The 21,987-nt window shown below is 69.2% G+C and carries 21 protein-coding genes, 1 tRNA gene and 1 pseudogene; 11 read left to right on the top strand and 12 right to left on the bottom strand.

Going from position 1 to position 21,987, the window contains the following annotated elements:
* Positions 1–10: 10 nt before the first annotated feature.
* Positions 11–1,126 carry a Nif3-like dinuclear metal center hexameric protein gene (locus tag HNP44_RS20045; RefSeq protein ID WP_259144305.1) on the bottom strand — a complete coding sequence of 372 codons (1,116 nt, stop codon included), beginning with the start codon at positions 1,124–1,126 and terminating at the stop codon, positions 11–13.
* Between the two features lie 45 nt (positions 1,127–1,171).
* Here HNP44_RS20045 and HNP44_RS20050 point away from each other — a divergent pair, with 45 nt between their 5' ends.
* From HNP44_RS20050 to HNP44_RS20060, 3 genes are all read left to right on the top strand, one after another.
* The gene (locus tag HNP44_RS20050) at positions 1,172–1,690 is read left to right on the top strand and encodes a hypothetical protein (protein ID WP_259144304.1); all 519 of its coding nucleotides are present in this window, start codon (positions 1,172–1,174) and stop codon (positions 1,688–1,690) included.
* A gap of 146 nt (positions 1,691–1,836) precedes the next feature.
* Positions 1,837–2,307 (top strand): low molecular weight protein-tyrosine-phosphatase, encoded by a 471-nt coding sequence (locus tag HNP44_RS20055; RefSeq protein WP_259144303.1) that lies wholly within the window; start codon positions 1,837–1,839, stop codon positions 2,305–2,307.
* A complete protein-coding gene (locus HNP44_RS20060) occupies positions 2,300–3,169 on the top strand; it encodes an SURF1 family cytochrome oxidase biogenesis protein (RefSeq protein ID WP_259144302.1) in 870 nt (289 codons plus the stop codon). Before HNP44_RS20055 ends, HNP44_RS20060 begins: the two co-directional genes overlap by 8 nt.
* On the opposite strand, the gene HNP44_RS20065 is transcribed toward HNP44_RS20060, so the two are convergent.
* The 5 genes and pseudogenes from HNP44_RS20065 to HNP44_RS20085 all read right to left on the bottom strand — a co-directional run bounded on the left by HNP44_RS20065 (position 3,108) and on the right by HNP44_RS20085 (position 5,374).
* Complete coding sequence (locus HNP44_RS20065) at positions 3,108–4,040, bottom strand: cobalamin biosynthesis protein (protein ID WP_259144301.1); 933 nt, start codon at positions 4,038–4,040, stop codon at positions 3,108–3,110. The genes HNP44_RS20060 and HNP44_RS20065 overlap by 62 nt on opposite strands.
* A 19-nt stretch (positions 4,041–4,059) precedes the next feature.
* Positions 4,060–4,386, bottom strand: coding sequence for a hypothetical protein (locus tag HNP44_RS20070; RefSeq protein ID WP_259144300.1), 327 nt, complete (start codon positions 4,384–4,386; stop codon positions 4,060–4,062).
* Between the two features lie 127 nt (positions 4,387–4,513).
* Positions 4,514–4,660, bottom strand: a pseudogene (locus tag HNP44_RS20075) (glyoxalase); the annotation flags it as partial.
* A gap of 34 nt (positions 4,661–4,694) precedes the next feature.
* On the bottom strand, positions 4,695–4,919 hold the full coding sequence (infA, locus tag HNP44_RS20080) for a translation initiation factor IF-1 (protein WP_224647649.1): 225 nt from the start codon (positions 4,917–4,919) through the stop codon (positions 4,695–4,697).
* Positions 4,916–5,374, bottom strand: a complete 459-nt coding sequence (locus HNP44_RS20085) for a hypothetical protein (protein ID WP_259144298.1) — start codon at positions 5,372–5,374, stop codon at positions 4,916–4,918. The genes infA and HNP44_RS20085 overlap by 4 nt, the downstream gene beginning before the upstream one ends.
* A 222-nt stretch (positions 5,375–5,596) precedes the next feature.
* Between HNP44_RS20085 and HNP44_RS20090 the strand changes: the two genes are divergently transcribed.
* Positions 5,597–7,006, top strand: coding sequence for a dihydrolipoyl dehydrogenase family protein (locus HNP44_RS20090; RefSeq protein ID WP_259144297.1), 1,410 nt, complete (start codon positions 5,597–5,599; stop codon positions 7,004–7,006).
* Between the two features lie 5 nt (positions 7,007–7,011).
* Here the strand turns inward: HNP44_RS20090 and HNP44_RS20095 are convergent.
* From HNP44_RS20095 to HNP44_RS20105, 3 genes are all read right to left on the bottom strand, one after another.
* Positions 7,012–7,088 (bottom strand) — tRNA-Val (locus tag HNP44_RS20095).
* On the bottom strand, positions 7,079–7,579 hold the full coding sequence (locus tag HNP44_RS20100; RefSeq protein WP_259144295.1) for a peroxiredoxin: 501 nt from the start codon (positions 7,577–7,579) through the stop codon (positions 7,079–7,081). The genes HNP44_RS20095 and HNP44_RS20100 overlap by 10 nt, the downstream gene beginning before the upstream one ends.
* A complete protein-coding gene (locus tag HNP44_RS20105) occupies positions 7,576–7,962 on the bottom strand; it encodes a DUF3052 domain-containing protein (protein WP_224647669.1) in 387 nt (128 codons plus the stop codon). Before HNP44_RS20105 ends, HNP44_RS20100 begins: the two co-directional genes overlap by 4 nt.
* 356 nt (positions 7,963–8,318) lie before the next feature.
* Here HNP44_RS20105 and aceE point away from each other — a divergent pair, with 356 nt between their 5' ends.
* The 5 genes from aceE (at position 8,319) to HNP44_RS20130 (ending at position 15,117) form a co-directional block, all read left to right on the top strand.
* Positions 8,319–11,042 carry a pyruvate dehydrogenase (acetyl-transferring), homodimeric type gene (aceE, locus tag HNP44_RS20110; RefSeq protein ID WP_374758816.1) on the top strand — a complete coding sequence of 908 codons (2,724 nt, stop codon included), beginning with the start codon at positions 8,319–8,321 and terminating at the stop codon, positions 11,040–11,042.
* A gap of 6 nt (positions 11,043–11,048) precedes the next feature.
* Positions 11,049–12,338: a PucR family transcriptional regulator gene (locus tag HNP44_RS20115; protein ID WP_259144293.1), complete on the top strand. Its 1,290-nt coding sequence runs from the start codon at positions 11,049–11,051 to the stop codon at positions 12,336–12,338.
* Between the two features lie 137 nt (positions 12,339–12,475).
* Positions 12,476–13,378 (top strand): ACP S-malonyltransferase, encoded by a 903-nt coding sequence (locus HNP44_RS20120; protein ID WP_259144292.1) that lies wholly within the window; start codon positions 12,476–12,478, stop codon positions 13,376–13,378.
* Between the two features lie 121 nt (positions 13,379–13,499).
* Positions 13,500–13,805: a meromycolate extension acyl carrier protein AcpM gene (gene acpM, locus HNP44_RS20125; RefSeq protein ID WP_259144291.1), complete on the top strand. Its 306-nt coding sequence runs from the start codon at positions 13,500–13,502 to the stop codon at positions 13,803–13,805.
* A gap of 4 nt (positions 13,806–13,809) precedes the next feature.
* Complete coding sequence (locus tag HNP44_RS20130) at positions 13,810–15,117, top strand: KasA/KasB family beta-ketoacyl-ACP synthase (protein ID WP_374758814.1); 1,308 nt, start codon at positions 13,810–13,812, stop codon at positions 15,115–15,117.
* Positions 15,118–15,483: 366 nt separating this feature from the next.
* Here the strand turns inward: HNP44_RS20130 and HNP44_RS20135 are convergent, their stop codons facing one another.
* The 3 genes from HNP44_RS20135 to HNP44_RS20145 all read right to left on the bottom strand — a co-directional run bounded on the left by HNP44_RS20135 (position 15,484) and on the right by HNP44_RS20145 (position 17,516).
* On the bottom strand, positions 15,484–15,903 hold the full coding sequence (locus tag HNP44_RS20135) for a pyridoxamine 5'-phosphate oxidase family protein (protein WP_259144290.1): 420 nt from the start codon (positions 15,901–15,903) through the stop codon (positions 15,484–15,486).
* Positions 15,904–16,043: 140 nt separating this feature from the next.
* Positions 16,044–16,559, bottom strand: coding sequence for a DUF3145 domain-containing protein (locus tag HNP44_RS20140; RefSeq protein ID WP_259144289.1), 516 nt, complete (start codon positions 16,557–16,559; stop codon positions 16,044–16,046).
* A 135-nt stretch (positions 16,560–16,694) separates the two neighbouring features.
* On the bottom strand, positions 16,695–17,516 hold the full coding sequence (locus tag HNP44_RS20145) for a serine hydrolase domain-containing protein (RefSeq protein WP_259144584.1): 822 nt from the start codon (positions 17,514–17,516) through the stop codon (positions 16,695–16,697).
* 208 nt (positions 17,517–17,724) lie between these two features.
* On the opposite strand from HNP44_RS20145, the gene HNP44_RS20150 reads away from it, so the two are divergent.
* Both HNP44_RS20150 and HNP44_RS20155 read left to right on the top strand, forming a co-directional pair.
* Positions 17,725–19,746 (top strand): hypothetical protein, encoded by a 2,022-nt coding sequence (locus tag HNP44_RS20150; protein ID WP_259144288.1) that lies wholly within the window; start codon positions 17,725–17,727, stop codon positions 19,744–19,746.
* Positions 19,747–21,480: 1,734 nt separating this feature from the next.
* Positions 21,481–21,735, top strand: a complete 255-nt coding sequence (locus HNP44_RS20155) for a hypothetical protein (RefSeq protein ID WP_259144287.1) — start codon at positions 21,481–21,483, stop codon at positions 21,733–21,735.
* The last annotated feature ends 252 nt before the right edge of the window (positions 21,736–21,987 follow it).

Genomic DNA, 21,987 nt, shown 5'->3' on the forward strand with positions numbered 1-21,987 from the left:
CTGCGCCACTCTACGCATCCGGTGCGGGCGCGGCCCGCACCGTGAACGGATCCGTCGGGGCGTCGTGCACGGCGACGTCGAGGTAGGGCCACAGCAGCTCGGCGACGGTAGCGCACCAGGGGAACTCGGTGCCCCAGTGCCCGCCGTCCACGAGTGCGGGACCGCCGGCGCGCAGGTGCTCGTCGACGGGGTGGTGCCGCAGGTCGCCGGTCACATAGGCGTCCACGCCGAGGCGCGCGACGGTGCCGAGCAGTGAGTCCCCCGCTCCCCCGCAGACGGCGACGGTGCGGATAACGGCGGCGGGATCGCCCGCCGCCCTGGCCGGCGCGCCGAGCGCCGCAGCGACGTGGGCGGTGAACGCCTCCAGGGACATCGGCTCGGGCAGCACGCCGACGCGGCCGAGGCCCCATTCCCGCTCGCCGCCGACGAGCTCGATGATGTCGTGGGCGGGCTCCTCGTACGGGTGGGCGCTGCGCAGCGCGGCGAGGACGTCGGCGCGACGGCCGCGGGCGGCCACCAGCTCGGCCCGCGTCTCGACGACCGTCGTCAGCTCGCCGTTCGCACCGATCGCCGGGTTCGCCGACGCGCCGGGCCGGAACTGGCCGACACCGTCGACCCGCCAGGCGCACTCGGAGTACTCCCCGACCTCGCCGGCCCCGGCCTCGAACATCGCGGAGAGCACCTCGTCGGCATGGGCGGGCGGCACCATGACGCCCCACCGGTCGAGCGCCGACGGCCCGTCGAGGTGTTCGACGGGGCCGGTCACCTCCAGGCCGAGCGCGGCTGCGAGGGCGTCGTTGACACCGCCCCGCGCGCGGTCGGCGTTGGTGTGCGCCGTGAACAGAGCGCAGCCGCCGCGGATCAGGCGGTGGATCAGCGCGCCCTTCGGCGTACTCGCCGCGACGGTGTCCACACCGCGCAGCAGCAACGGGTGGTGGGCGATCACGAGCTGCGCGCCGCGGGCGAGAGCGGCGTCCACCACGTCGGCGGTGACGTCCACGCAGACCAGGACATGTGTGACGTCGGATTCCGGGTCGCCGCACACCAGCCCGACGCTGTCCCACCCCTCCGCGAGCCGGGGCGGGTACGCCTGATCGAGCATGTCGATGACCTCTGCCAGCTTCATGGCTGTCAGCGTAGAACCGTCGGAGGTCTCCGGTATGAACTCGACATGCACGCGTTCGTGGACGAGACGAAGGACTCCGGGCTCATCGTCGTGGCCGTCGTCGTCGATCCGTCCGCGATTCCGACAATGCGGAAGGATCTGAACGCGCTCCGGATGAAGGGGCAGCGGCGTATCCATTTCGCGAAGGCATCGCCGTCCCGTCGCCGTGCGATCGCGGCCGCGCTGTCCGCAATGCCGGTCGTCGCGGTGGTCTTCGACGCCCGCGATTTCCGTGATCCGCGGGTCGCGAGGGAGCGCACGCTCGCGTGCGCAGTGGACCGTCTAGCGGCGAACTCGGTGCGCCGTCTGATCCTCGAGCAGGATGACAGCCTCGTGCAGTCGGACCGGCGTGTGCTGTTCCGAGCGACCCGCGCCGCAGCCTACGACCTCGAGTACGTCCACGCCCGTCCGGCGAGCGAGCCCCTCCTGTGGATCCCCGACGCGATCGCATGGTCAGTCGCACGCGGAGGCGATTGGGCTCGGCGAATCTCGGACCTGATCGACGCGGCCGTCAAGGTCCGGTGATACACGAAACCCCGCTCACCAACCGTCCGGATGGCTGCGGGGCCGCTGTCCACGGGCTAGTGCCCGGGCGTGCACACAGCATAGCTCGCGCCGCGGCCGGCCACCAGCGATCTCGAGGTCTCCCCGTCGTCGGGCAAGATGGAGGTGTGAGTACTCCGCTGCATGTCACGTTCGTGTGCACCGGCAACATCTGCCGTTCGCCGATCGCCAAGATCGTCTACGAGCAGTCCGTCGCCGACGCCGGCCTGGCCGAGGCGGTGCGGGTAACCAGTGCCGGCACCGACGGCTGGCACGAGGGCGGCGCCGCGGACCGGCGCGCGAGGGACGTGCTCGCCGAGGCCGGCTACTCCACCGAGCACACCGCCGCGGAGCTCACGGACGACCACCTCTCCGCGGACCTCGTGGTGGCGCTGCACCGCTCCCACGTCGGGCCGCTGCGGCGGCGCGGCGTCCCCGCGGAGCGGATCCGACTGCTCCGCAGCTTCGACCCCGATGCCGCGCACGAGAGCGTGCCCGACCCGTACTACGGCGACCACGACGACTTCCGCGTGACGCTCGCGCAGGTCGAGGGCGCGATGCCCGGCCTCCTCGAGTGGACGCGAGCGAATCTTGCCTAGCTGGATCAAGGTGATCTTCCAGCCGCGGTGGATCGCCCTCGCCGTCGCGGCGATCGCCTTCACCGCGCTGTGCTGGTCGGTGCTCGCGCCGTGGCAGTTGGGCAAGAACTCCTCCACCAGCCACCGCAACCAGCAGATCGCCTACTCCGTCAACGCCTCGCCCGTGCCGGCGGCGCAGGTGCTCGGCGGCCGAACGGAGGTCCCGAGGGACGCCGAATGGCGGCGCGTCGTGCTCACCGGGCAGTACCTCGCCGATAAGCAGTCGCTCGCCCGGTTGCGGAACCAGGACGGCAAGCCCGCGTACGAGGTGCTGGTGCCCTTCGCGGCGAACGACGGCGCGACCTATCTCATCGACCGCGGATTCGTGCAGACTCCGACCGGCGGTGTGGTGCCCGAGTTCGCGCCGCCACCGTCGGGCACGGTGACGGTCCAGGCGCGCGTCCGCGCCCCGGAGAAGACCGACCCTGCCCGCGGCCCGCGCACGGAGGGCGGCTACCTGCAGGTCTTCGCCATCGACCCGGGGGCGATCGGGCCGGCGCAGGGCATCGCCTTCGCGCCCGGGTACCTCAACCTCGACGAGGGCCAGCCCGGTGGCCTCGACCCGATCCCGCTGCCGATGCTGGACGCGGGCCCGTACCTCTCGTACGGCCTGCAGTGGCTCGCCTTCGGCATCATGGCGCCGCTCGCGATCGGCTATTTCGTGTGGTCGGAGGTGCGCCGCCGGCGCGAGGACAAGGCGGTCTTCGACGCGGGGACGGCGGATCCCGAGGAGTCGGCGGACGACGACACGTCGCCGGAGATCACGCCCGAGGCCGCGCGTGCCGCACGGCTCGCCGACCGGTACGGACGCAAAGGCCAGTAGCCGCCAGGGCGCCCAGTTCGACGGCCAGCGACAGGCGGGCCGCCCGCGCAAGGTCGCGCGGCTCGGGGGCCCGGCCGTCACCGAGCGTGGGGCGCAGTTCCACGCCGTGCGCGTACTGCGTGCGCCCGCCCAGCTGCAGGCCCAGCGCGCCGGCTGCGGTCGCCTCCGCGACCCCGGCGTTGGGGCTGGGATGCTTCGCCGCATCCCGGCGCCACGCCCGCGCCGCGTCCGACGGTGCCCCGCCCACGGCCGGCGCGAGGGCGACGGTGACCGCTCCCGCGAGCCGGGCGGGGACGTAATTGAGCGCATCGTCGAGGCGCGCCGAGGCCCAGCCGAAGTCGCCGTAGCGGTTGTTGCGGTAGCCGACCATCGCGTCGAGGGTGTTGGCGGCGCGGTATGCGAGCAGGCCGGGCAGGCCGGCGACGGCGCCCCAGAACAGGGGCGCGACCGCCGCGTCGGAGGTGTTCTCGGCGACGGATTCGGTGGCCGCGCGGGCGAGTCCCGCGGTGTCGAGGACCGACGGGTCTCGGCCGCACAGGCTGGGCAGCAGGGTGCGTGCGCCGTCGAGGTCGCCGCGCTCCAGGTCGGCGCCCAGCGTGGAGCCGACTTTCCGTAGGCCCGCGCCCCCGACCACCGCCCAGGTGCCGACAGCGGTGGCGCCCGGGACATTCCGCAGCGCGTATCCGAGCGCGGTGGCGCCCCCGACGAGGATCGCGGTGTAGGTGGCGCCCCGCAGCTTCGACGGCGCGTACATCCGCGCCTCCAGCGCTTGCGCGACGGTGCCGAATCCCGCCACCGGGTGGTACCGGCGCGGGTCGCCGAAGACCTCATCGGTGAGGACGCCGAGTGCGAGCTCGGTGGTGCGGTTCACGGACGTCGACAGTACCGGCTCAGCCGTGCGGAACGCGCCGCCGCCACCATGACTGGGACCGCCACGAGTACGGGTCCTCAGTGGTGACGAGAAGGAACCGGTGGTCTAGTGCCTCGACGGCGATCCGCAGTCGGTGCGCCCGGCGACCGCCGTTGCGCATGATGCTTTCGAGCCGATCTCGGGCATCGGTCAGCACGATGCCGTCGCAGCACTCGCAACCCGTGAGGTAGCCGTAGTCACCGTCGCGGACACGGCGTTCCGTCCGCTCGACGTGCTCACGCCACTCCTTGAGCAGAGCGACAGCGGGAACCTCGGGCCGCGGCTTCCGCGGCCGGTGCGGGTTCAAGGTTGAGGGGCGATCGCCCCGTTCTTCTGGAAGTGAGTCATTCGCGGCGCCGTGACGTGGCGCGGTCGATGCCGGGCGGCCGAGTCGCCGCCAAGGATGAGCCTACCCGGCCGCCGGCCCGCGCAAGCTACCGCCAGACGAAGCCGTCGGGGTCGGTGAGGGATCCGAGCGCGCCGTCGATGCCGAGGCGATGCGAGCCGCTCCCCTCGGCCGCGACACCGGCGTCCTTGGCGGCGGCCTTGCGGCCGTAGAGCGCGAGCTTGACCGCGCCGGGCGTGGCGTCGATTCCTGACCGATCCGGCCCGCCGTCAGTTCCGGTAGCGGAAGACGATCCGTCCTCGGCTGAGATCGTAGGGACTGATCTCCACGAGCACGCGGTCGAGCGGGACGATCTTGATGTAGTTCTTCCGGATCTTCCCGCTGATGTGCGCCAGGACGACGTGCCCGTTGTCGAGCTCCACCCGGAACGTGGCCGCGCGAAGCCCTTCGATGACGGTGCCTGCGGCCTCGATGCCGCGCGAGGTTTTCGTCATGACCGCACCAGCTCGACGGTGGTCTCGACTGCGATGCCGCCGGCCTGCTCGATCACGGCCACGGCGGCACCGTCGGCGGGATCGGCCTGCACCGCCAGGAAGGGCTCGACACCGGGCGTGGATCGGACCCGCCACGCCCCGGGCGGGATGACGGCGGGCGGCGGGTCGAGCGGGATCCGGTACAGCGTCTCCCGCCGGTGCGGGGCGAAGCCGTGTCGGCGCCACGCGGCCAGCAGGTCATCGTCGCCGTCCGCCACGAGGGTGAAAATCGGCGGCGGCAGCTCCGCGAGGAGCGCTGCGGCGAGCAGGTCGAAAGCCGCTGCGGTCCAGGCGTCGACGCTGATGAAACCAGCCCGACGTGACGGTCCGGCGCGGCCGATGACGCGGTCCTCGGCGTCGATCGCGAGCCAGTCGCCGTCGTCGGCGCGCACGAGAGTGAGAGGGGAATCGTTCATGGTGATGCCTTCCGGAATGCCTGCGTGCGGCGCTCCTGGTGGCGACACCTAGGTCGACCGTGAGAACGGAGGGAGCACCCACATGCGTGAAACGTTCACGGGTCTCACCTCCTCAGGTCCTGTCACGGTTGCGCACAGCGTATCCCCGGGCCCAGACCGTCCGCATCCTCTTTTTCGCGAGCCCACCACAGGCGGACGTACGGTGGTCGAAGGAGGTGCGCCATGGACGAATTCGACGTGGTTGTGATCGGCGGCGGGCCGGTGGGCGAGAACGTGGCCGACCGCGCGGTGCGGGGCGGGCTCACCGCCGCGCTGGTGGAGAGCGAGAAGTTCGGCGGCGAATGCTCGTACTGGGCGTGCATGCCGTCCAAGGCGCTGCTCCGGCCCGGGCAGGCGCTGCGCGAGGCGCAGCACGTCCGCGGCGCGCTCGCCGGCGAGGCCGCGCTCGACCCGTCGGAGGTCTTCGCCCGACGGGACGCCGTGGTCGGGCACTGGGACGACGCCGGGCAGGTGCGATGGGCGCAGGGCGCGGGCATCACCACGATCCGCGGTCAGGGGCGACTCGCCGGGCAGCGCCGGGTCACCGTCACCGGGCCCGACGGTGCCGAGACCACCCTGTCCGCGAAGCACGCCGTCGTGCTCGCGCCCGGCACCGACGCGGCCGTCCCGGACATCCCCGGCCTGCGGGCCGCGCGCCCGTGGACCAGCCGTGAGGCCACCAGCGCGAAGGCCGCGCCCCGGCGGCTCGCGGTGATCGGCGGCGGCGTGGTCGCCGCCGAAATGGCCACGGCCTATGCGTCTCTCGGCTCGCAGGTGACGCTGCTCGCGCGGAGCGGTCTGCTCACCGGCCTGGAGCCCTTCGCGGGCGAGGCGGTCGGCGACGGCCTCCGCGTGCTCGGCGTGGAGGTGGTGTCCGGCGAGTCCCCGACCCGGGTCACGCGCGCGGACGGCGAGGTGACGATCGAGACCTCGGCCGGGCGGACCGTCGTCGCCGACGAGGTGCTCGCGGCCACCGGGCGTACGCCGCGGACCGTCGACCTGGGGCTGGAGACCGTCGGGCTGGAGCCGGGTTCGTGGCTCGCCGTGGACGACACACTGCGGGTCGAGGGCTTCGACTGGCTGTACGCGGCGGGCGATGTGAACCACCGGGCGCTGCTCACGCACCAGGGCAAGTACCAGGCGCGGGCGGTCGGCGACGCGATCGCCGCCCGGGCGCGCGGGGCGGCGGACGACGACGCGCCCTGGGGCGCGCACGTCGCGACGGCGGACCACACCGCGGTGCCGCAGGTGATCTTCACCGAGCCCGAGGTCGCGGCCATCGGCGTCACGGAGGCGCAGGCTCGGAAGGCCGGCACGGACGTCGCGGTCGTCGACTACGACCTCGGCTGGGTCGCCGGCGCGAGCCTGTACGCCGACGGCTACGCGGGCCGGGCACGGATGGTCGTCGACGAGGGCCGCGGTGTGGTGATCGGGATGACGCTCGTGGGCCCCGCGGTGGCGGAACTCCTGCACGCGGCGACGATCGCCGTGGTGGGAGAGGTGCCGATCGCGCGGCTGTGGCACGCGGTGCCCGCCTACCCCACGATCAGCGAGGTGTGGTTGCGCCTCCTGGAGGCCTACCGGGACCGGTGAGGCCGTGGTGCGCGCGGAGGGACTCGAACCCCCGACAACTGGTGTGTAAGACCAGGACTCTAACCAACTGAGCTACACGCGCTTGCCGGTCGAAGATAGCGCAGAGAGGGCGTCTTCCCAAAGCGACTGATCACGCGGGACGCCGGGCTCGTTCATCTCGGCGAACCGGATCACGCCCTCGCGGTCGATGACGAAGGTACCGCGGTTCGGGTAGCCGTTCTTGCCGTTGAGCACGCCGTACGCGCTCGCGACCTCGCCGTGCGGCCAGAAATCCGAGAGGATCGGGAAGAGATACCCCTGCGAGCCGGACCACACCTTGTGTGTGGGCGGCGGACCCACGGACACGGCGAGCACGGCGGCATCGTCGTTCTCGAACGACGGCAGCGAGTCGCGGATCCCGCCCAACTCGCTCTCGCAGGTGCCCGTGAAGGCCAGCGGGAAGAAGACGAGCAGCACGTTCTTACGCCCGCGGTAGGTCTCGAGCGAGACGGGGCGGTTGTTCTGGTCGCGCAGGGTGAACGAGGGGGCGTCGGCGCCCACTAGCAGCGGTCCGGCGGGAACGGCTGAGCTCAACGCTTCGCCACGCGGCCGGACTTCGGCTGCACGAGCCGCGAGCCGATCCAGGAGCCGAGGTTGGTCGACGAGGTCTGCGTGAGGCCGGCCGTCGGCGCGGCCTCGGCGATCTCGCTGGGCTGCACGTGGCCCGGCTGGCCGGTCTTCGGGCTGAGCACCCAGACGTAGCCGTCGTCGGAGAGCGGGGTGATCACGTCCATGAGGGTGTCGACGAGGTCCCCGTCGTCATCGCGCCACCACAGCACGACCACGTCGATCACCTCATCGGTGTCCTCGTCGAGCATCTCCGCGCCGGTGAGCTCCTCGATGGCAAGGCGCAGGTCATCGTCGGTGTCGTCGTCCCAACCGATCTCCTGCACGATGTTGCCGGGCTGCAGGCCCATCTTCTGGGCGAATGACCCATTCGTGGACACCGGTGGGAGCCTCCTCGCATCAGCGCGGCCGGCCCGTTGCCACCCGCATACAGCTGTTCGGTGTCAACTTACGGCACCTACGCGTGCGCGCAAGCGGGGTACGCCGAACTCGCGCGGCAGACCCTGGCTAATTCCACCACGCGGAATACGACTGTCGAGTAACTTTCCAATGCGGCAGGATGGGATCTGCGACACACCGCAGACCTACGCACCGCCTTCGCGACCCGTGAGGAGCACCAGTGACAGACTCGACCGCCACCACCCCGGCACCCGCCCCAGGACAAGGATCCGCACCGTCGAACGACGTTCGCCCGGACCGCGTCCGCGTGATTCGCGAGGGGGTGGCGTCGTACCTCCCGGACATCGATCCGGACGAGACCGGCGAGTGGATCGAGTCCTTCGACGACCTGATCGCGACCCACGGCCCCGCCCGTGCCCGCTACCTGATGCTGCGCCTGCTCGAGCGCGCCAGCGAGCAGCGCGTGTCGATTCCGTCGCTCACGTCGACCGACTACGTCAACACCATCCCCACCGATCTCGAGCCCTGGTTCCCGGGCGATGAGGAGATCGAGCGCCGCTACCGCGCCTACATCCGGTGGAACGCCGCGATCATGGTGCACCGCGCGCAGCGCCCCGGCGTCGGCGTCGGCGGCCACATCTCGACGTACGCCGGCGCGGCGTCGCTGTACGAGGTGGGCTTCAACCACTTCTTCCGCGGCAAGGAGCACCCCGGCGGCGGCGACCAGGTCTTCATCCAGGGCCACGCCTCCCCCGGCATCTACGCCCGCGCCTTCCTCGAGGGCCGCATCCCCGCCGAGCGCCTGGACGGCTTCCGCCAGGAGAAGTCGCACGAGGACAAGGGCAAGGGCCTCCCCTCCTACCCGCACCCCCGGCTGCTGTCGAACTTCTGGGAGTTCCCGACGGTGTCGATGGGCCTCGGCCCGATGAACGCCATCCAGCAGGCGCGGTTCAATCACTACCTGCACGACCGCGGCATCAAGGACACCTCCGATCAGCACGTCTGGGCCTTCCTCGGCGACGGCGAGATGGACGAGCCCGAATCGCGCGGCCAGATCCAGATCGCCGCGACCGAGGGCCTCGACAACCTCACCTTCGTCGTGAACTGCAACCTGCAGCGCCTCGACGGTCCCGTCCGCGGCAACGGCAAGATCATCCAGGAGCTGGAGTCCTTCTTCCGCGGCGCCGGCTGGAACGTGATCAAGGTGATCTGGGGCCGCGAGTGGGACGAGCTGCTGCACAAGGACCGCGACGGCGCGCTCGTCAACATCATGAACAACACGCCCGACGGCGACTACCAGACCTTCAAGGCGAACGACGGCGCGTTCGTGCGTGAGCACTTCTTCGGCCGCGACCCGCGGACCAAGGAACTGGTCCAGGACATGACCGACGAGCAGATCTGGGGGCTGCGCCGCGGGGGCCACGACTACCGCAAGCTGTACGCGGCGTACAAGTCGGCGATGGAGCACAAGGGCCAACCGACGGTGATCCTGGCGCACACCGTCAAGGGCTTCGGCCTCGGCCACAACTTCGAGGGCCGCAACGCCACGCACCAGATGAAGAAGCTCACCCTCGACGACCTCAAGGGCTTCCGCGATCACCTGCGGATCCCGATCTCGGACGCCGAGCTCGAGAAGGACCCCTACCTCCCGCCGTACTACAACCCGGGACCGGAGTCGAAGGAGATCCAGTACATGCTGGATCGCCGCAAGCAGCTCGGCGGCTTCCTGCCGACGCGGCGCACGAAGGCCCAGGTGCTCCAGACCCCCGGCATCGACGCGGTGAAGGTGATGCTCAAGGGCTCGGGCAAGCAGGAGGTGGCGACCACGCAGGCCGTGGTGCGCATCTTCAAGGAGCTGCTGCGCGACCCGGAGGTCGGGCCCCGCATCGTGCCGATCATTCCCGATGAGGCGCGCACCTTCGGCATGGACAGCTGGTTCCCCACGCTGAAGATCTACAACCGCCTCGGCCAGACGTACACCGCGGTCGACGCGCAGCTGATGCTCGCGTACAAGGAGAACCCGCAGGGCGTGATCCTGCACGAGGGCATCAACGAGGCCGGCTCGACGGCGTCGTTCACCGCGGTGGGTACCTCCTATGCCACGCACGACGTGCCGATGATCCCGCTGTACATCTTCTACTCGATGTTCGGCTTCCAGCGCACCGGCGACGGCCTGTGGGCCGCTGCGGACCAGATGGCCCGCGGCTTCGTGCTCGGCGCTACCGCCGGCCGCACCACGCTGACCGGCGAGGGCCTGCAGCACGCCGACGGCCACAGCCACGTGCTCGCGTCGACCAACCCGGCGGTCGTCGCGTACGACCCCGCGTTCGCGTACGAGCTCGCGCACATCGTGATCGACGGCCTGCGACGGATGTACGGGGAGAACCCAGAGAACATCTACTACTACATCACCGTCTACAACGAGCCGATCCACCAGCCGGCGGAGCCGGAGAACCTGGATGTCGACGGCCTGCTCAAGGGCCTGTACTTGTTCAAGCCGGCCGACACCGCGCACGAGAAGAAGGCGAACATCCTTGCGTCGGGCGTCACGATGCCCGACGCGCTCAAGGCGCAGCAGATGCTAGCCGACGAGTGGGGCGTCTCCGCGTCGGTGTTCTCGGTGACCAGCTGGGTCGAGCTGTCGCGTGACGGCATCGAGTCGGAGAAGGCGGCGCTGCGCGACCCGGGCGCCGAGTTCCGCACGCCGCACGTCACCCAGGTCCTCGGCGGCACCGAGGGCCCGACGATCGCGGCGTCCGACTTCATGCGTGGCACGCAGGACCTCATCCGGCAGTGGGTGCCCGGCACCTACGTCACCCTGGGCACCGACGGCTTCGGCTTCTCGGACACCCGCCCGGCGGCCCGGCGGTACTTCAACGTGGACGCCGAGTCGATCGTCGTGGGCGTTCTCCTGGGGCTCGCGCGCGACGGCGCACTCGATTTCTCGGTCGCCGCGGACGCCGCGAAGCGGTACCGGATCGACGACGTGCTCGCCGCCCCGAAGCAGACGTCGGACCCCGGCGTAGCCTAGGACTCCATGACCGCTGATACGGGCTCGTTCCCCCTCCCCGGGAAGCCGGGGAAGGGGAGCTTCAACCGGAAGCGCCCCGAGCCTCGCGACGTGCTGCCCGAGGCGATCCTCGCCAGGATCCGCCAGTACTCGGGCCGCGTCGCGACGGAGGCGGTGCGCTCCATGGAGGAGCAGCTCCCGTACTTCGCGGACCTGGAGGCCAGCCAGCGGGCGTCGATCCAGCTGGTCGTGCAGACGGCGGTCGTCAACTTCGCCGAGTGGATCGAGAACCCGAGCAACGTCGAGTACACGGTCGCCTCGTTCCAGACGGTGCCGCAGGACCTGGCCCGCAGGGTCTCTCTCCTGCAGACCGTGGAGATGGTCCGCGTGGCGATGGAGTTCTTCGAACGCTGGCTGCCGCTGTTGGCCCGCAACGAGGACCAGCTCATCTCGCTCACCGAGGCGGTGCTGCGGTACGGCCGCGAGATCGGCTTCGGCGCCGCATCGATCTACGCTTCGGCAGCCGAGGCTCGGGGCGCGTGGGACTCACGGATGGAGGCGCTGGTGGTCGACGCGGTAGTCCGCGGCGACACCGGCGCCAACCTGCTCTCCCGGGCCGCGGCGCTGAACTGGGACCCGGTGGCGTCGGCCACCGTCATCGTCGGCAATCCTCCACCGGACCAGAACGTCTCCGTCGCCGGATCGGTGCACGACACCGCCCGGTCGCATGGCCGGTCGGCGCTCGCCGTTGTCCAAGGCACCAAATTGGTGGTCATCGTCAGCGGCGCTGTGACGACCGGAGACGCCTTCGCCGACGCACTCATGCGCCACTTCGCCGACGGACCCGTCGTGATCGGGCACACGACGCCGACGCTGGAAGACGCCCACGCCTCGGCCGTCGAGGCCATCGCGGGCGTCAATGCCGTCGCGGGCTGGCCCGGCGCACCGCGCCCGGTGCACAGCTGGGAGCTTCTGCCGGAGCGCGCGCTGATCGGCGACACGCACGCCGGCCGCACTCTCTACGAACTCCTGGTGAAGCCACTCGAAGAAGCGGGTTCCGCCCTGTCGGACACGCTGGACGCCTATCTGGACTCAGGCGGCGCGGTCGAGTCGTGCGCGCGCGAGTTGTTCGTCCACCCCAACACGGTGCGGTACCGCCTGAAGAAGATCGCCGAGATCACCGGGCGGGACCCGCAGGACCCGCGCGACGCCTTCGTGCTGCGTGTGGCAGCGACGATCGGGCGTCTTGCAGCGGCGAATCCTGACCGGTTCACCCCCGCCGCTATGACGCGGATCACAGACATCTCGCTGAGCTAATCCAGTCACACATAACACTCTGGTAACAGGCAGGACTCGCTGAGCAGCACTTTTGTGGAAACCCCACAAATTCAATGAGTCAGGTTCTCAGGCTCCAACACCTTCTTTTCAGGTTCCCGGGGTGTTTCCTGGTACACGTGATTGCACTGCTCGCACCCGGACAGGGTTCCCAGAAGCCCGGCATGCTGACCGCATGGCTCGATCAGCCTTCTGCCGTGGAGCGCCTGCGCGCTTGGTCCGAGATCGCCGATCTCGACCTGGTCCGCCTCGGCACCATCGCCGAGGCCGACGAGATCACGGACACTGCCGTGACTCAGCCGCTCGTAGTGGCCGCCGCGCTGCTCGCTTTCGAGCAGATGGGCACGCAGCCGTCGGACACGGTCGTCGCCGGCCACTCCGTCGGGGAGCTGGCCGCCGCCGCCGTCGCCGGTGTCATCTCCGCCGACGACGCCGTGCGCCTGGCCGCCATCCGTGGTCGCGCCATGGCCGCCGCGTGCGCCCTGGTTCCCACGTCGATGACCGCCGTTCTCGGCGGCAACGAGGCGGACGTGCTCGCCACGCTCGAGTCCTTCGACCTGGTCCCTGCCAACATGAATGCCTCCGGGCAGATCGTGGCCGCCGGCACCGTCGAGAACCTGCAGAAGCTCGCCGACAACGCCCCCGACAAGGCGCGCCTGCGCCCGCTCGCCGTGGCCGGCGCCTTCCACACCGAGTTCATGGCCCCCGCGCAGGAGGCCGTCGCGGCCGCCGCGCAGGCCATCACCCCGCGCGACCCGCAGCTGACGCTGCTGTCGAACCGCGACGGCAAGCCGGTCACCTCCGGCGAGGCCGCACTGTCGCAGATCGTCGCGCAGGTCACCCGCCCGGTCCGCTGGGACCTGTGCACCGCCACGATGCGCGAGGCCGAGGTCTCGATGGTCGTGGAGCTGCCCCCGGCCGGCGCCCTCGTGGGCATCGCCAAGCGCGAGCTCAAGGGTGTGCCGCAGGTCGCCGTCAAGACCCCGGCCGACCTCACCGAGCTGTTCACCCCCGCGCAGTAGCGATTCAGACCACTCGACGGGCCGCCCGGCACCGTCGGACCCCGCGACGCCCGTCGTCGCACGGATAGACTCCCGTCTCCGCGAAATCGCGGGTCGGGTCACACAAGGAAAGGGACCCACTGTGGCCACCAGCCAGGACGAAATCGTCGCCGCCATCGCCGAGATCATCGAAGAGGTCACCGGCATCGAGCCCTCCGAGGTCACCCTGGACAAGGCGTTCATCGACGACCTGGACATCGACTCGCTGTCGATGGTCGAGATCGCCGTGCAGCTCGAGGACAAGTACGGCGTCAAGGTGCCGGACGAGGACCTCGCGGGCCTGAAGACCGTCGGCGACGCCGTCTCGTACATCCAGAAGCTCGAGGCCGAGAACGCTGATCTCGCTGCCGAGCTCAAGGGCAAGTACGAGGCCGAGAAGGGCAAGTAAGCCCTTGCCTTCGCTGAGGAATTTCTCGACGCGCGGTGGCGACTTCCCGAGTGTCGTCGTCACCGCCATCGAGCTGACCACGTCGATCGGCGTCGATACCGACGCCACCTGGCGGGGTTTGCTCGATGGTAAGAGTGGCATCCGTCCGCTCGAGGGAGATTTCATCGGCGTGCAGATCCCCGACCTTCCGGTCCGGTTCGGCGGCCAGCTGCTGTCGGACCCGTCGGACGACGTACCGGAGCGGCCCGACCGCCAGTACGCCGGGGACATCAGCAAACAACATGTGTCGAAGCGGCGCATGTCCTACGTCGAGCAGGTCTCCCACGTGATGACCAAGCGGCTGTGGGACAAGGCCGGTCGGCCCGATGTCGACCCGACACGCCTCGCGGCCGTCGTGGGCACGGGCCTCGGCGGCGGCGAGACGATGGTGGAGGCCGTGGACGCGCTGCGCGATCACGGCGTCCGCAAGGTCTCGCCGTTCGCCGTACAGATGTCCATGCCGAACGGCGCCTGCGCCGTCTCGGCGTTGGAGATCGGTGCCCGTGCGGGTGCCATCGCGCCGGTCTCGGCCTGCTCGACGGGCAACGAGGCCATCGCCCATGCCTGGCGCCAGATCGTGCTCGGTGATGCCGACATCGCGGTCTGCGGTGGCGTGGAGGGCCGGATCGACTCGCCGCCCATCGCCTCCTTCGCGATGATGCGCGCGCTGTCGACCCGCAACGACGACCCGCAGGCCGCCTCACGTCCGTTCGATAAGGACCGCGACGGCTTCGTCTTCGGCGAGGCGCAGGCCCTCATGATCATCGAGACCGAGGAGCACGCCCTGGCGCGCGGCGCGAAGCCGATCGCCCGGCTGCTCGGCGCCGGCATCACCTCCGACGGCTACCACATGGTCTCCCCGGACGTGGAGGGCGGCGGCGCCGCTCGCGCGATGAAGCGGGCGATGGAGACCGCAGGCCTGAGCCGCTCCGACATCGACTTCATCAACGCTCACGCCACGGCCACGCCGATCGGCGACACCGCGGAGGCGAAAGCCATCAACGCGGTCGTCGGCACGGAGGCCGCGGTCTACGCGCCCAAGGGCGCGCTGGGTCACTCGATCGGCGCCGTGGGCGCCCTGGAAGCCGCCCTGACCGTACTCTCGATCCGCGACGGGATCATCCCGCCCACCCTGAACCTGGAGAATCAGGATCCGGAGATCGAGCTGGACGTGGTTCACGGCGCCGCCCGCACGGGCGACATCTCCTACGCGCTGAACAACTCCTTCGGATTCGGCGGTCACAACGTGGCGCTGGCGTTCGGCAAGTACTGAGCTTTTCTCCAGAAGCCGGTCGTCGAGGATCTCTTCGGCGACCGGTTTCGCATGTCCCGACGGTGCCGGTGCGCAGGTCAGCACAATCCGTCGTGGCGTCCGCTACGCGTGTCAACCGGCCTGGGGCGCAGCCATTCTGATCCGGCATACATACCACTCGCGGGCCGTCCGGCTGGCAGTTCGACACCGTCAACATCCCGTTCCCCCTGCCCGACAAGGCGGTTCGCGAGGTGATCATGCCCGGCGCCCAACCCACCGGGACGTGGTGCGGGGTGCGTGGCACGTGCACCAACGCACCCACGACGGCTCGCCGGGTCAAGTACTGAACGCCCCGACGGTGCCGGCGGCTCCGGCACCGTCGGGCGATCACATCGTGAGGTCGGCGCCCAGCCAGTGCTCTGGCTCGAGAACCACGGTGAGGTGCTCCCCCAGCTGGCCGAAGGCGAACTCGAGGTAACCGTCGAGCGCGGCGCCGGAGAGGTAGCGGGCCGCCATCGAGCGAACCTCGTCATCGGTCGAAGGGCGCGATTCGGCGACGGTGCCCTCGACGCTCACATACATCGTGCGCGGCTCGACGGTGTCGACCATCAGCGAGAACCGGCCGGCCGCCGCGAGCGCGGTCGCCTTGCGGGACCCGGGACCGATGGTGATCCAGGGCTTTCCGCCCGGCTCGTAGGCGTACCAGACGGGAACGGTGAGTGGGCCGCGACCGGGCTCGGCGACGGAGAACGCCGCGACATGGGGTTGGGCGAAGAATTCCTGCTTCTCGGACGTGGAGAGTGCCATGTCCCGATGGTGGCAGATCGGGCCGACAACTTTCTGCGCTCGAGGAATCGCGCGAGATTCCTCGCCCGTGTCCCGGTCCCGGCGGGGCGCCGTCGCCGAAGCGCCGCGCTCGCCCGCCAGGGCCGGGTTTCAGGCAGGTCTCAGCCGACGGCCTGGGACAGCCAGGTGACCTCGACGCCCTGGCCGCACATGCGGAAGGGCTCGAGGGCGTCGTCCCAGGCGGTGCCCAGGAGCGAGTCGAGGGACGTCTGCAGGCCCTCGGGCCCCTGGTCGAGCATCATCGAGCGCAGCTGCGCCTCGCCGAGCAAGGTGTCGCCGGACGCGCTCATGGTGCCGCGCCACAGCCCCAGCCCCGGGGCATAGCAGAACCGCTCACCGTCAACCCCCTCGGAGGGGTCCTCGGTGACCTCGAACCTGAGGGAGTTCCACTCCCTCAGGGTGTTCGCCATCCGCGCACCGCTGCCGACCGGGCCAACCCAGTCGACGACGGCACGCTGCATGCCGGGGACAGCCTCCTGCGCGGACCACTTGAGAGTGGCCCGGGCGTCGAGGGTCCTCGACAGCGCCCACTCCACGTGCGGGCACAGTGCAGCAGGTGCGGCGTGGATCCAGACGACTCCCGTCGTCACCTCTGCAAACTGACTCAGCTGCTGCATGGTTGCCACCTTCTTCGTTTCGACGAGGACGTCTTCCCCAAGCCACCTGTCGAAACGCGCCGGCTACCAGCTGCGCTTTATCACATCGATGTAGTTATGAAGCCATTGTGCACCATGATGCGCGTGTTGCGCCAGTTACTCGCCTTGAAGTTCCTGAGAAATCAGCCGATCGTTGAAATCGGACCACAACGGCTTGGCCCAAGCACCGAACGGCCGGTCGGTGAGGACGACCGCCGCAAGCTGCAGATCGGGGTCGATCCACAGGAACGTCCCCGCCTGTCCGAAGTGCCCGACGGTACGCGGCGAATTCCGCGTGCCCGTCCAGTGCATCCGCTTGCCACCCTTCACCTCGAGGCCGAGCCCCCAGGTGTTGTCCGCGAACTTCCCGTAGCCGGGCACGAAGCCCGGGAGGCCCGGAAAGTGGACCGCGCGCGCAGTGTCGACGGTGTGCGGGTCGAGGAGCGTCGGCGAGGAGACCTCCGCGGCGAACCGGGCCAGATCGGACACCGTCGACCGGGCGCCGTGCCCGGCCGGCCCCGTCAGTGCGGTGTTCCGCATCCCGAGCGGGTCGAAAATCCCCTCGACGAGGTAGTCGGGAAAGGCGATTCCCGATTCCTTCTGGACGAGATCCGCGAGAATTTCGTATCCGTACGAACTATAGATGCGCTGCGCACCGGGCGGCGCAATGATCTCCGCCGAGTCGAAGGCGACGCCCGACGCGTGCGCCAACAGATGCTCGACGGTACTCCCCTCCGGACCGGCCGGCTGCCGCAGTTCGATCGCCCCCTCCTCGATCGCGACCAGAACGCCGTAGGCGACGAGAAGCTTAGTGACCGAGGCCAATTCGTACTGCCGATCCACGTCGCCATGGGCGTCGACGGTGCGCGACACGTCCGTGCGCAGGAGCGCGCCGGCGACGTTGTCGACGGGCCAGTCGGACAGCTCGTCGAGACTCATCCAGGTTCCTTTCCATCGACACGAATACCCTACCGACAGGCCTTCCGCGAGCGACAGCCAGGTCAATAGCAATAGCAGCAAACCAATGACGTAGCAATCTCATAATTTGCTGTTGCACAAACCCTGAACTCCAGACTTCAACAGTCCTACCCTCACGGTGGATGCGCGATTAACGTATCTGCATTTCGTCCGAAAGGATCCTCCCACCATGAGTGCGAAGCATCGCAAGGCCTCGAAGCTGGCCGCCAAGCGCACCGCAGTCGCCGCGACGGCCGTCGGCGCCACCGCGGCCGTCGGCCTGATGAGCGCTCCGGCGCAAGCGGCGACCACTCCGCCCAATTACAGCAAGGCGATCAGCGACTACTCGCACGCGCTCGACAACTTCCTCAACGCCGCGAACAATGTGAACGCGAGCGCCAACTCCGTCTGGGGCCCGATCGCAAACGGCTCCGGCGGCCTCCTGCCGACATTCGGATCGACCTTCACCCAGTCCGACGCCACGAAGATCACCGATCTCCCCCAGATCCTCAAGAACATCGGAAGCATCAAGCTTCCGACCGGAGTCCCGGGTGTCGTGCCGGATATTGTCCTCCCCGGTGGCGGCAAGGTCAGCCTGCCGTTCCCCGCCGAGCTGCCAGGCGGATCACTTCTCATCGGTGCCGGCGAGACGCTGGAGAAGATCCTCGCGCTACCGTTGGTCGGGGACATCGTCGGTGGGCTCCCCGCGGTGAGCGAGCTGATCAAGGGCCTCGAGATCACCCAGTCGCAGTACAAGGGCGGATACGACTGGAAGTTCCTCGGGATCAACGGCGAGACGATCATCACGAACACCTTCGTCAAGACGCCCGACGGACTGACGCTCATCCTTCCCGGGGACATCAACCTCGGAGGCATCAACATCCCGATTCCACCGATCCTCGGTGGCGGCAAGACAGAGATCCCCCTGGTCCCGAACGGCACACTCCCGTCGGGAACCATTTGGCTTCCGCAGGGTAGTGGGACCTACAACTTCCCGTTGGGCGGTCAGCTCGGTTGGTGGGGTGCCATGCCCACCGCGGCTCTTAAGATTCCAGGATGGCTCGGTGGCTCGGAGACCGTCGTTGCGGCGCCGATCTACGCCGCCGGCGCTGCACTGCCGCTCAACATCGCGAAGGTCGGCGTCCTCGGCGCAAGCGTCCTGCTACCGACCCAGAACGGCGTCTACTCGCCGATCAGTGCCACGATGACCAACTTGAGCACGTTCCTTCCGTTCGGCCTCACTAACCTCAACGTGACCACCGGAAACTACATCGGCACCAACGGCATCAACGTCAACAACGGTCAGAACCTGATGATGATCCAGAACCCCCTGGGCATTCCCCTGCCTTTGGTGTACGGGCTCGGCGGATTCAACTTCGGCGTGAATGGCATGGGCCTGACGTCACCCTCCCTGTTCGGGTTCAAGCTGTTCACCGACGACCTGCTTCAGATCGGCACGAAGGCCGGACCCAACACCTCCGCGGGCCTCATTCCCCCCGGCCTCCTTCCCACAGATCCGATGAGCGGCATCATCACCGGCATCACAGGCCCACTGGGGGTCAGTTCTTTGACCCAGCTCCTCGGCCTCGATGCCGTTATCAAGCCGGTTATGACCGCCTTCGGACCGGTCTGGGCCACTTTCGTCACCCCAGTGCTCAAGCCGCTCTCCGATATCGCGACACAGCAGTACGGCACGGCGTTCAACGGCGCGGCGGCGTCGATCTTGGACCTGTCCCAGCAGGCCGTCGACCGGTCCGCAGGCCTGCCCGGTGCCCCGACCCAGTCGGACGCGGGTGCGAGCGCTGCGGCCGCGAAGACCACCGGCGGTTCGCATCGTGCGGAAGACGGCGGAACGCCCGTGTCCACGTTGCTCGCGCGCAACACTGGTGCCGAACAGGCACCGTCGGGGAGCGCTACCGATCAGCAGAGTTCGACCGCAACCGACTCCACCGGCACGAGCGGAGGCACGGTGACCGCACCCTCTGCCCCCGAGCCCCCTGTCGCAACGCCGACTCCAGAGCCGTCGGAGCCGACGTCAGTGGAGCAGGCTCCGGAGACGTCGGCGGCGGAGTCCTCGACGAAGCCGGATGTGTCCGAACCTGATACCGCTCCTGCCGAGACAGCAGCAACAGAGGCGGCACCGTCCGCGACCGAGTCCGCGTCGACCGATGCTGGTACGGCGACTGATTCCACCACCGACAAGGCTGCCTAACAGGTGCAGCTGAGGTAGATCACCGGCTCGGCGGATTCGCCGGGCCGGTGATCCTTCTCAGCTCACAACGAAGGACGACGGCATGCCCTCGTGGGCGTAGAACAGCACCGTGATCCGCTGGCTCCGCCGCAGTCGTCCGAGCCCTGCTCGTGCTGCGTCGGCATCCGCCCCAATACCGCACTGCGCCCGCTCTCCACCCCACCGGCTTCCACGGCCAGTCGGCAGGAGCTGCGACCACGGCGAGGCAGGTGCACGAGCGTGAAGCTGCTGAGAGCCCCCCGCGACGATCCCAGGCACAGCGCCGTCGCGGTCGAGACTCACAGCGAGCCCTGGGAATGCGCGCGTTTGCGGGTGCGCAGCGGTGGCCACCTCACCGATGCTAGGAGCATCACTGCCCGACCACCGGAGGTTCCACCCGTGACCATGCACCGTATCGCCGGCGCGCTCCTCGTCGACGCCACGGAGGAGCACTTCCGATGGCCAGCACGACGGCATTTTCACGCTCGACACCGGCTCCCCGGCTCCGGGGGATGCGGCCAAGCCGGGTGATCCGAAGCCGGAGGGTGCACCGGGTGCTCCCGCTCCCGGTGGTGACCCCGCTGCGACCAAGCCCGACGCCGCACCCGGTGGCGCTCCTGCTCCCGGCGCTCCGGGGGCTCCTGCCGCACCGGGTACCGGTGATGCGGCCAAGCCCGGTGACCCCGCGAAGCCGGAGGGCGCACCTGCCGCTCCGGCAGCTCCGGGTACCGGTGATCCGGCAAAGCCGTCCACCGAACAGGGCTCCACGGTGTTCCCGACGACCCCGGACAAGCCCATCGGTCTCGGTGGGGGACAGGGGACCGACACCGCTTCGCAGCCGGTGATCACCCCGACCGACCCGAAGCCGTCCACGGACCTCCCGGCCCCCGCCGAACCGGGGCTCCCGCTGAGCACCGACGCCCGATCAACCCCGACTCAATCACGCCGTAACGAAGGAATGTACAAATGCCCGACAACATTGTGACCGGCGACGCTCCCCGGGAGCAGGCGTCGGATCAATTCAAGAGCCTCAGCGACGGGAACGCTCGGGTCGAGGAGCTGCGCGCCCTCTCGCGGCAGGCCTTGGCGGAGAAGAGCACCGTCGCAGCACCCTACCGATCCACGGGTCTCTCCCTGGCCACGGCTCTCGGGGCGCAGGCGGACGTGGCGAACGAGGCATTGAACTCAGCCAGCCGGGCACGTCTGGCGTCTACCAGGCCACCGAGGAGCAGGAGCAGAACGCCGAGGACACCAAAGCTCAGCTCAACCAACAGGCCCCGGCTCCTCTCCCCCCTCCGGGCCGGGTCTGATCACGATCTGAGCCCTCCGGAGGGCTCAGATCCCGTATCGGGGCCTCGCCTATTGCAGTGTGTGGCCTTTCTCAGTTGACGGGCGTGTCTCGGGTCATGGTTTCTGCGTCGGCTTCGATGCGGCGGAGAATCTTCGCGACGGCTTGCTGGCCGGCGCCGGTGTAGCGGGCGATGTGCGACAAACGCAGGTGCCGGCTACGCGCGCGGGCAATGGCGGCGCGGTAGTCCTTGTTCAGCGGCCCGTTTGCGGTCGGCGGCGGCCCGGATCGACTCGAGCAGTTCGCGGATCTCGTCTTCGCTGGGCTCGGGGACGTACGGCATGGCCCCATGTTGCCGCGATCATCACTAGAGGCGGCGACGCGGACTGTTCATCGCCTGTTCATCGTGATCGTTCACTGTGAGGTGTGTGTCGCCGCGGCAGCCGTTGTTCGCATCGGTACGCAAGCGTGCGCGGGATCTGGTTGTGGGTGAGCATGTGTGGCACCGCGGTGAGTACTGGCGGGTGAAGTCGATCACACTTCTCGACACCACCGATTCAATCCAGGCAACAGTGCAGCTCGACCTGCGTAACACCGTCGGGCACGGCCGCCGCTGGACGTTGCCGGCCGATGTCGATGTCGCAGTCCGCGGGCAGCGTCGCCAGCAGCGGCGCCGCAACTAGGAACTTCGACGGGCTTGTGGCGGCACATCTCTGGGCGTCCCGGGCCGGGAAGATAAGCGCAGGACGGCCGTGGTCGCTAGTTGATGTGACGAAGCGTACGTCCGTTGCGGTATCTCTTGCGGACGCACTTAACCGGCTATAAGGTTCTGCCCAAATTCAACCCCCGTCGCTCCTGCTGCCGGGGGACTCTCCTGGAGGGGCACGACAGGCTTATGGGTACTCGTTTCTCAGTTGCCAATCATGCGGTGACTA

It is taken from the genome of Tsukamurella ocularis (genome assembly GCF_024807615.1).
In the GTDB taxonomy this organism is placed as follows: Bacteria; Actinomycetota; Actinomycetes; order Mycobacteriales; family Mycobacteriaceae; genus Tsukamurella; species Tsukamurella ocularis.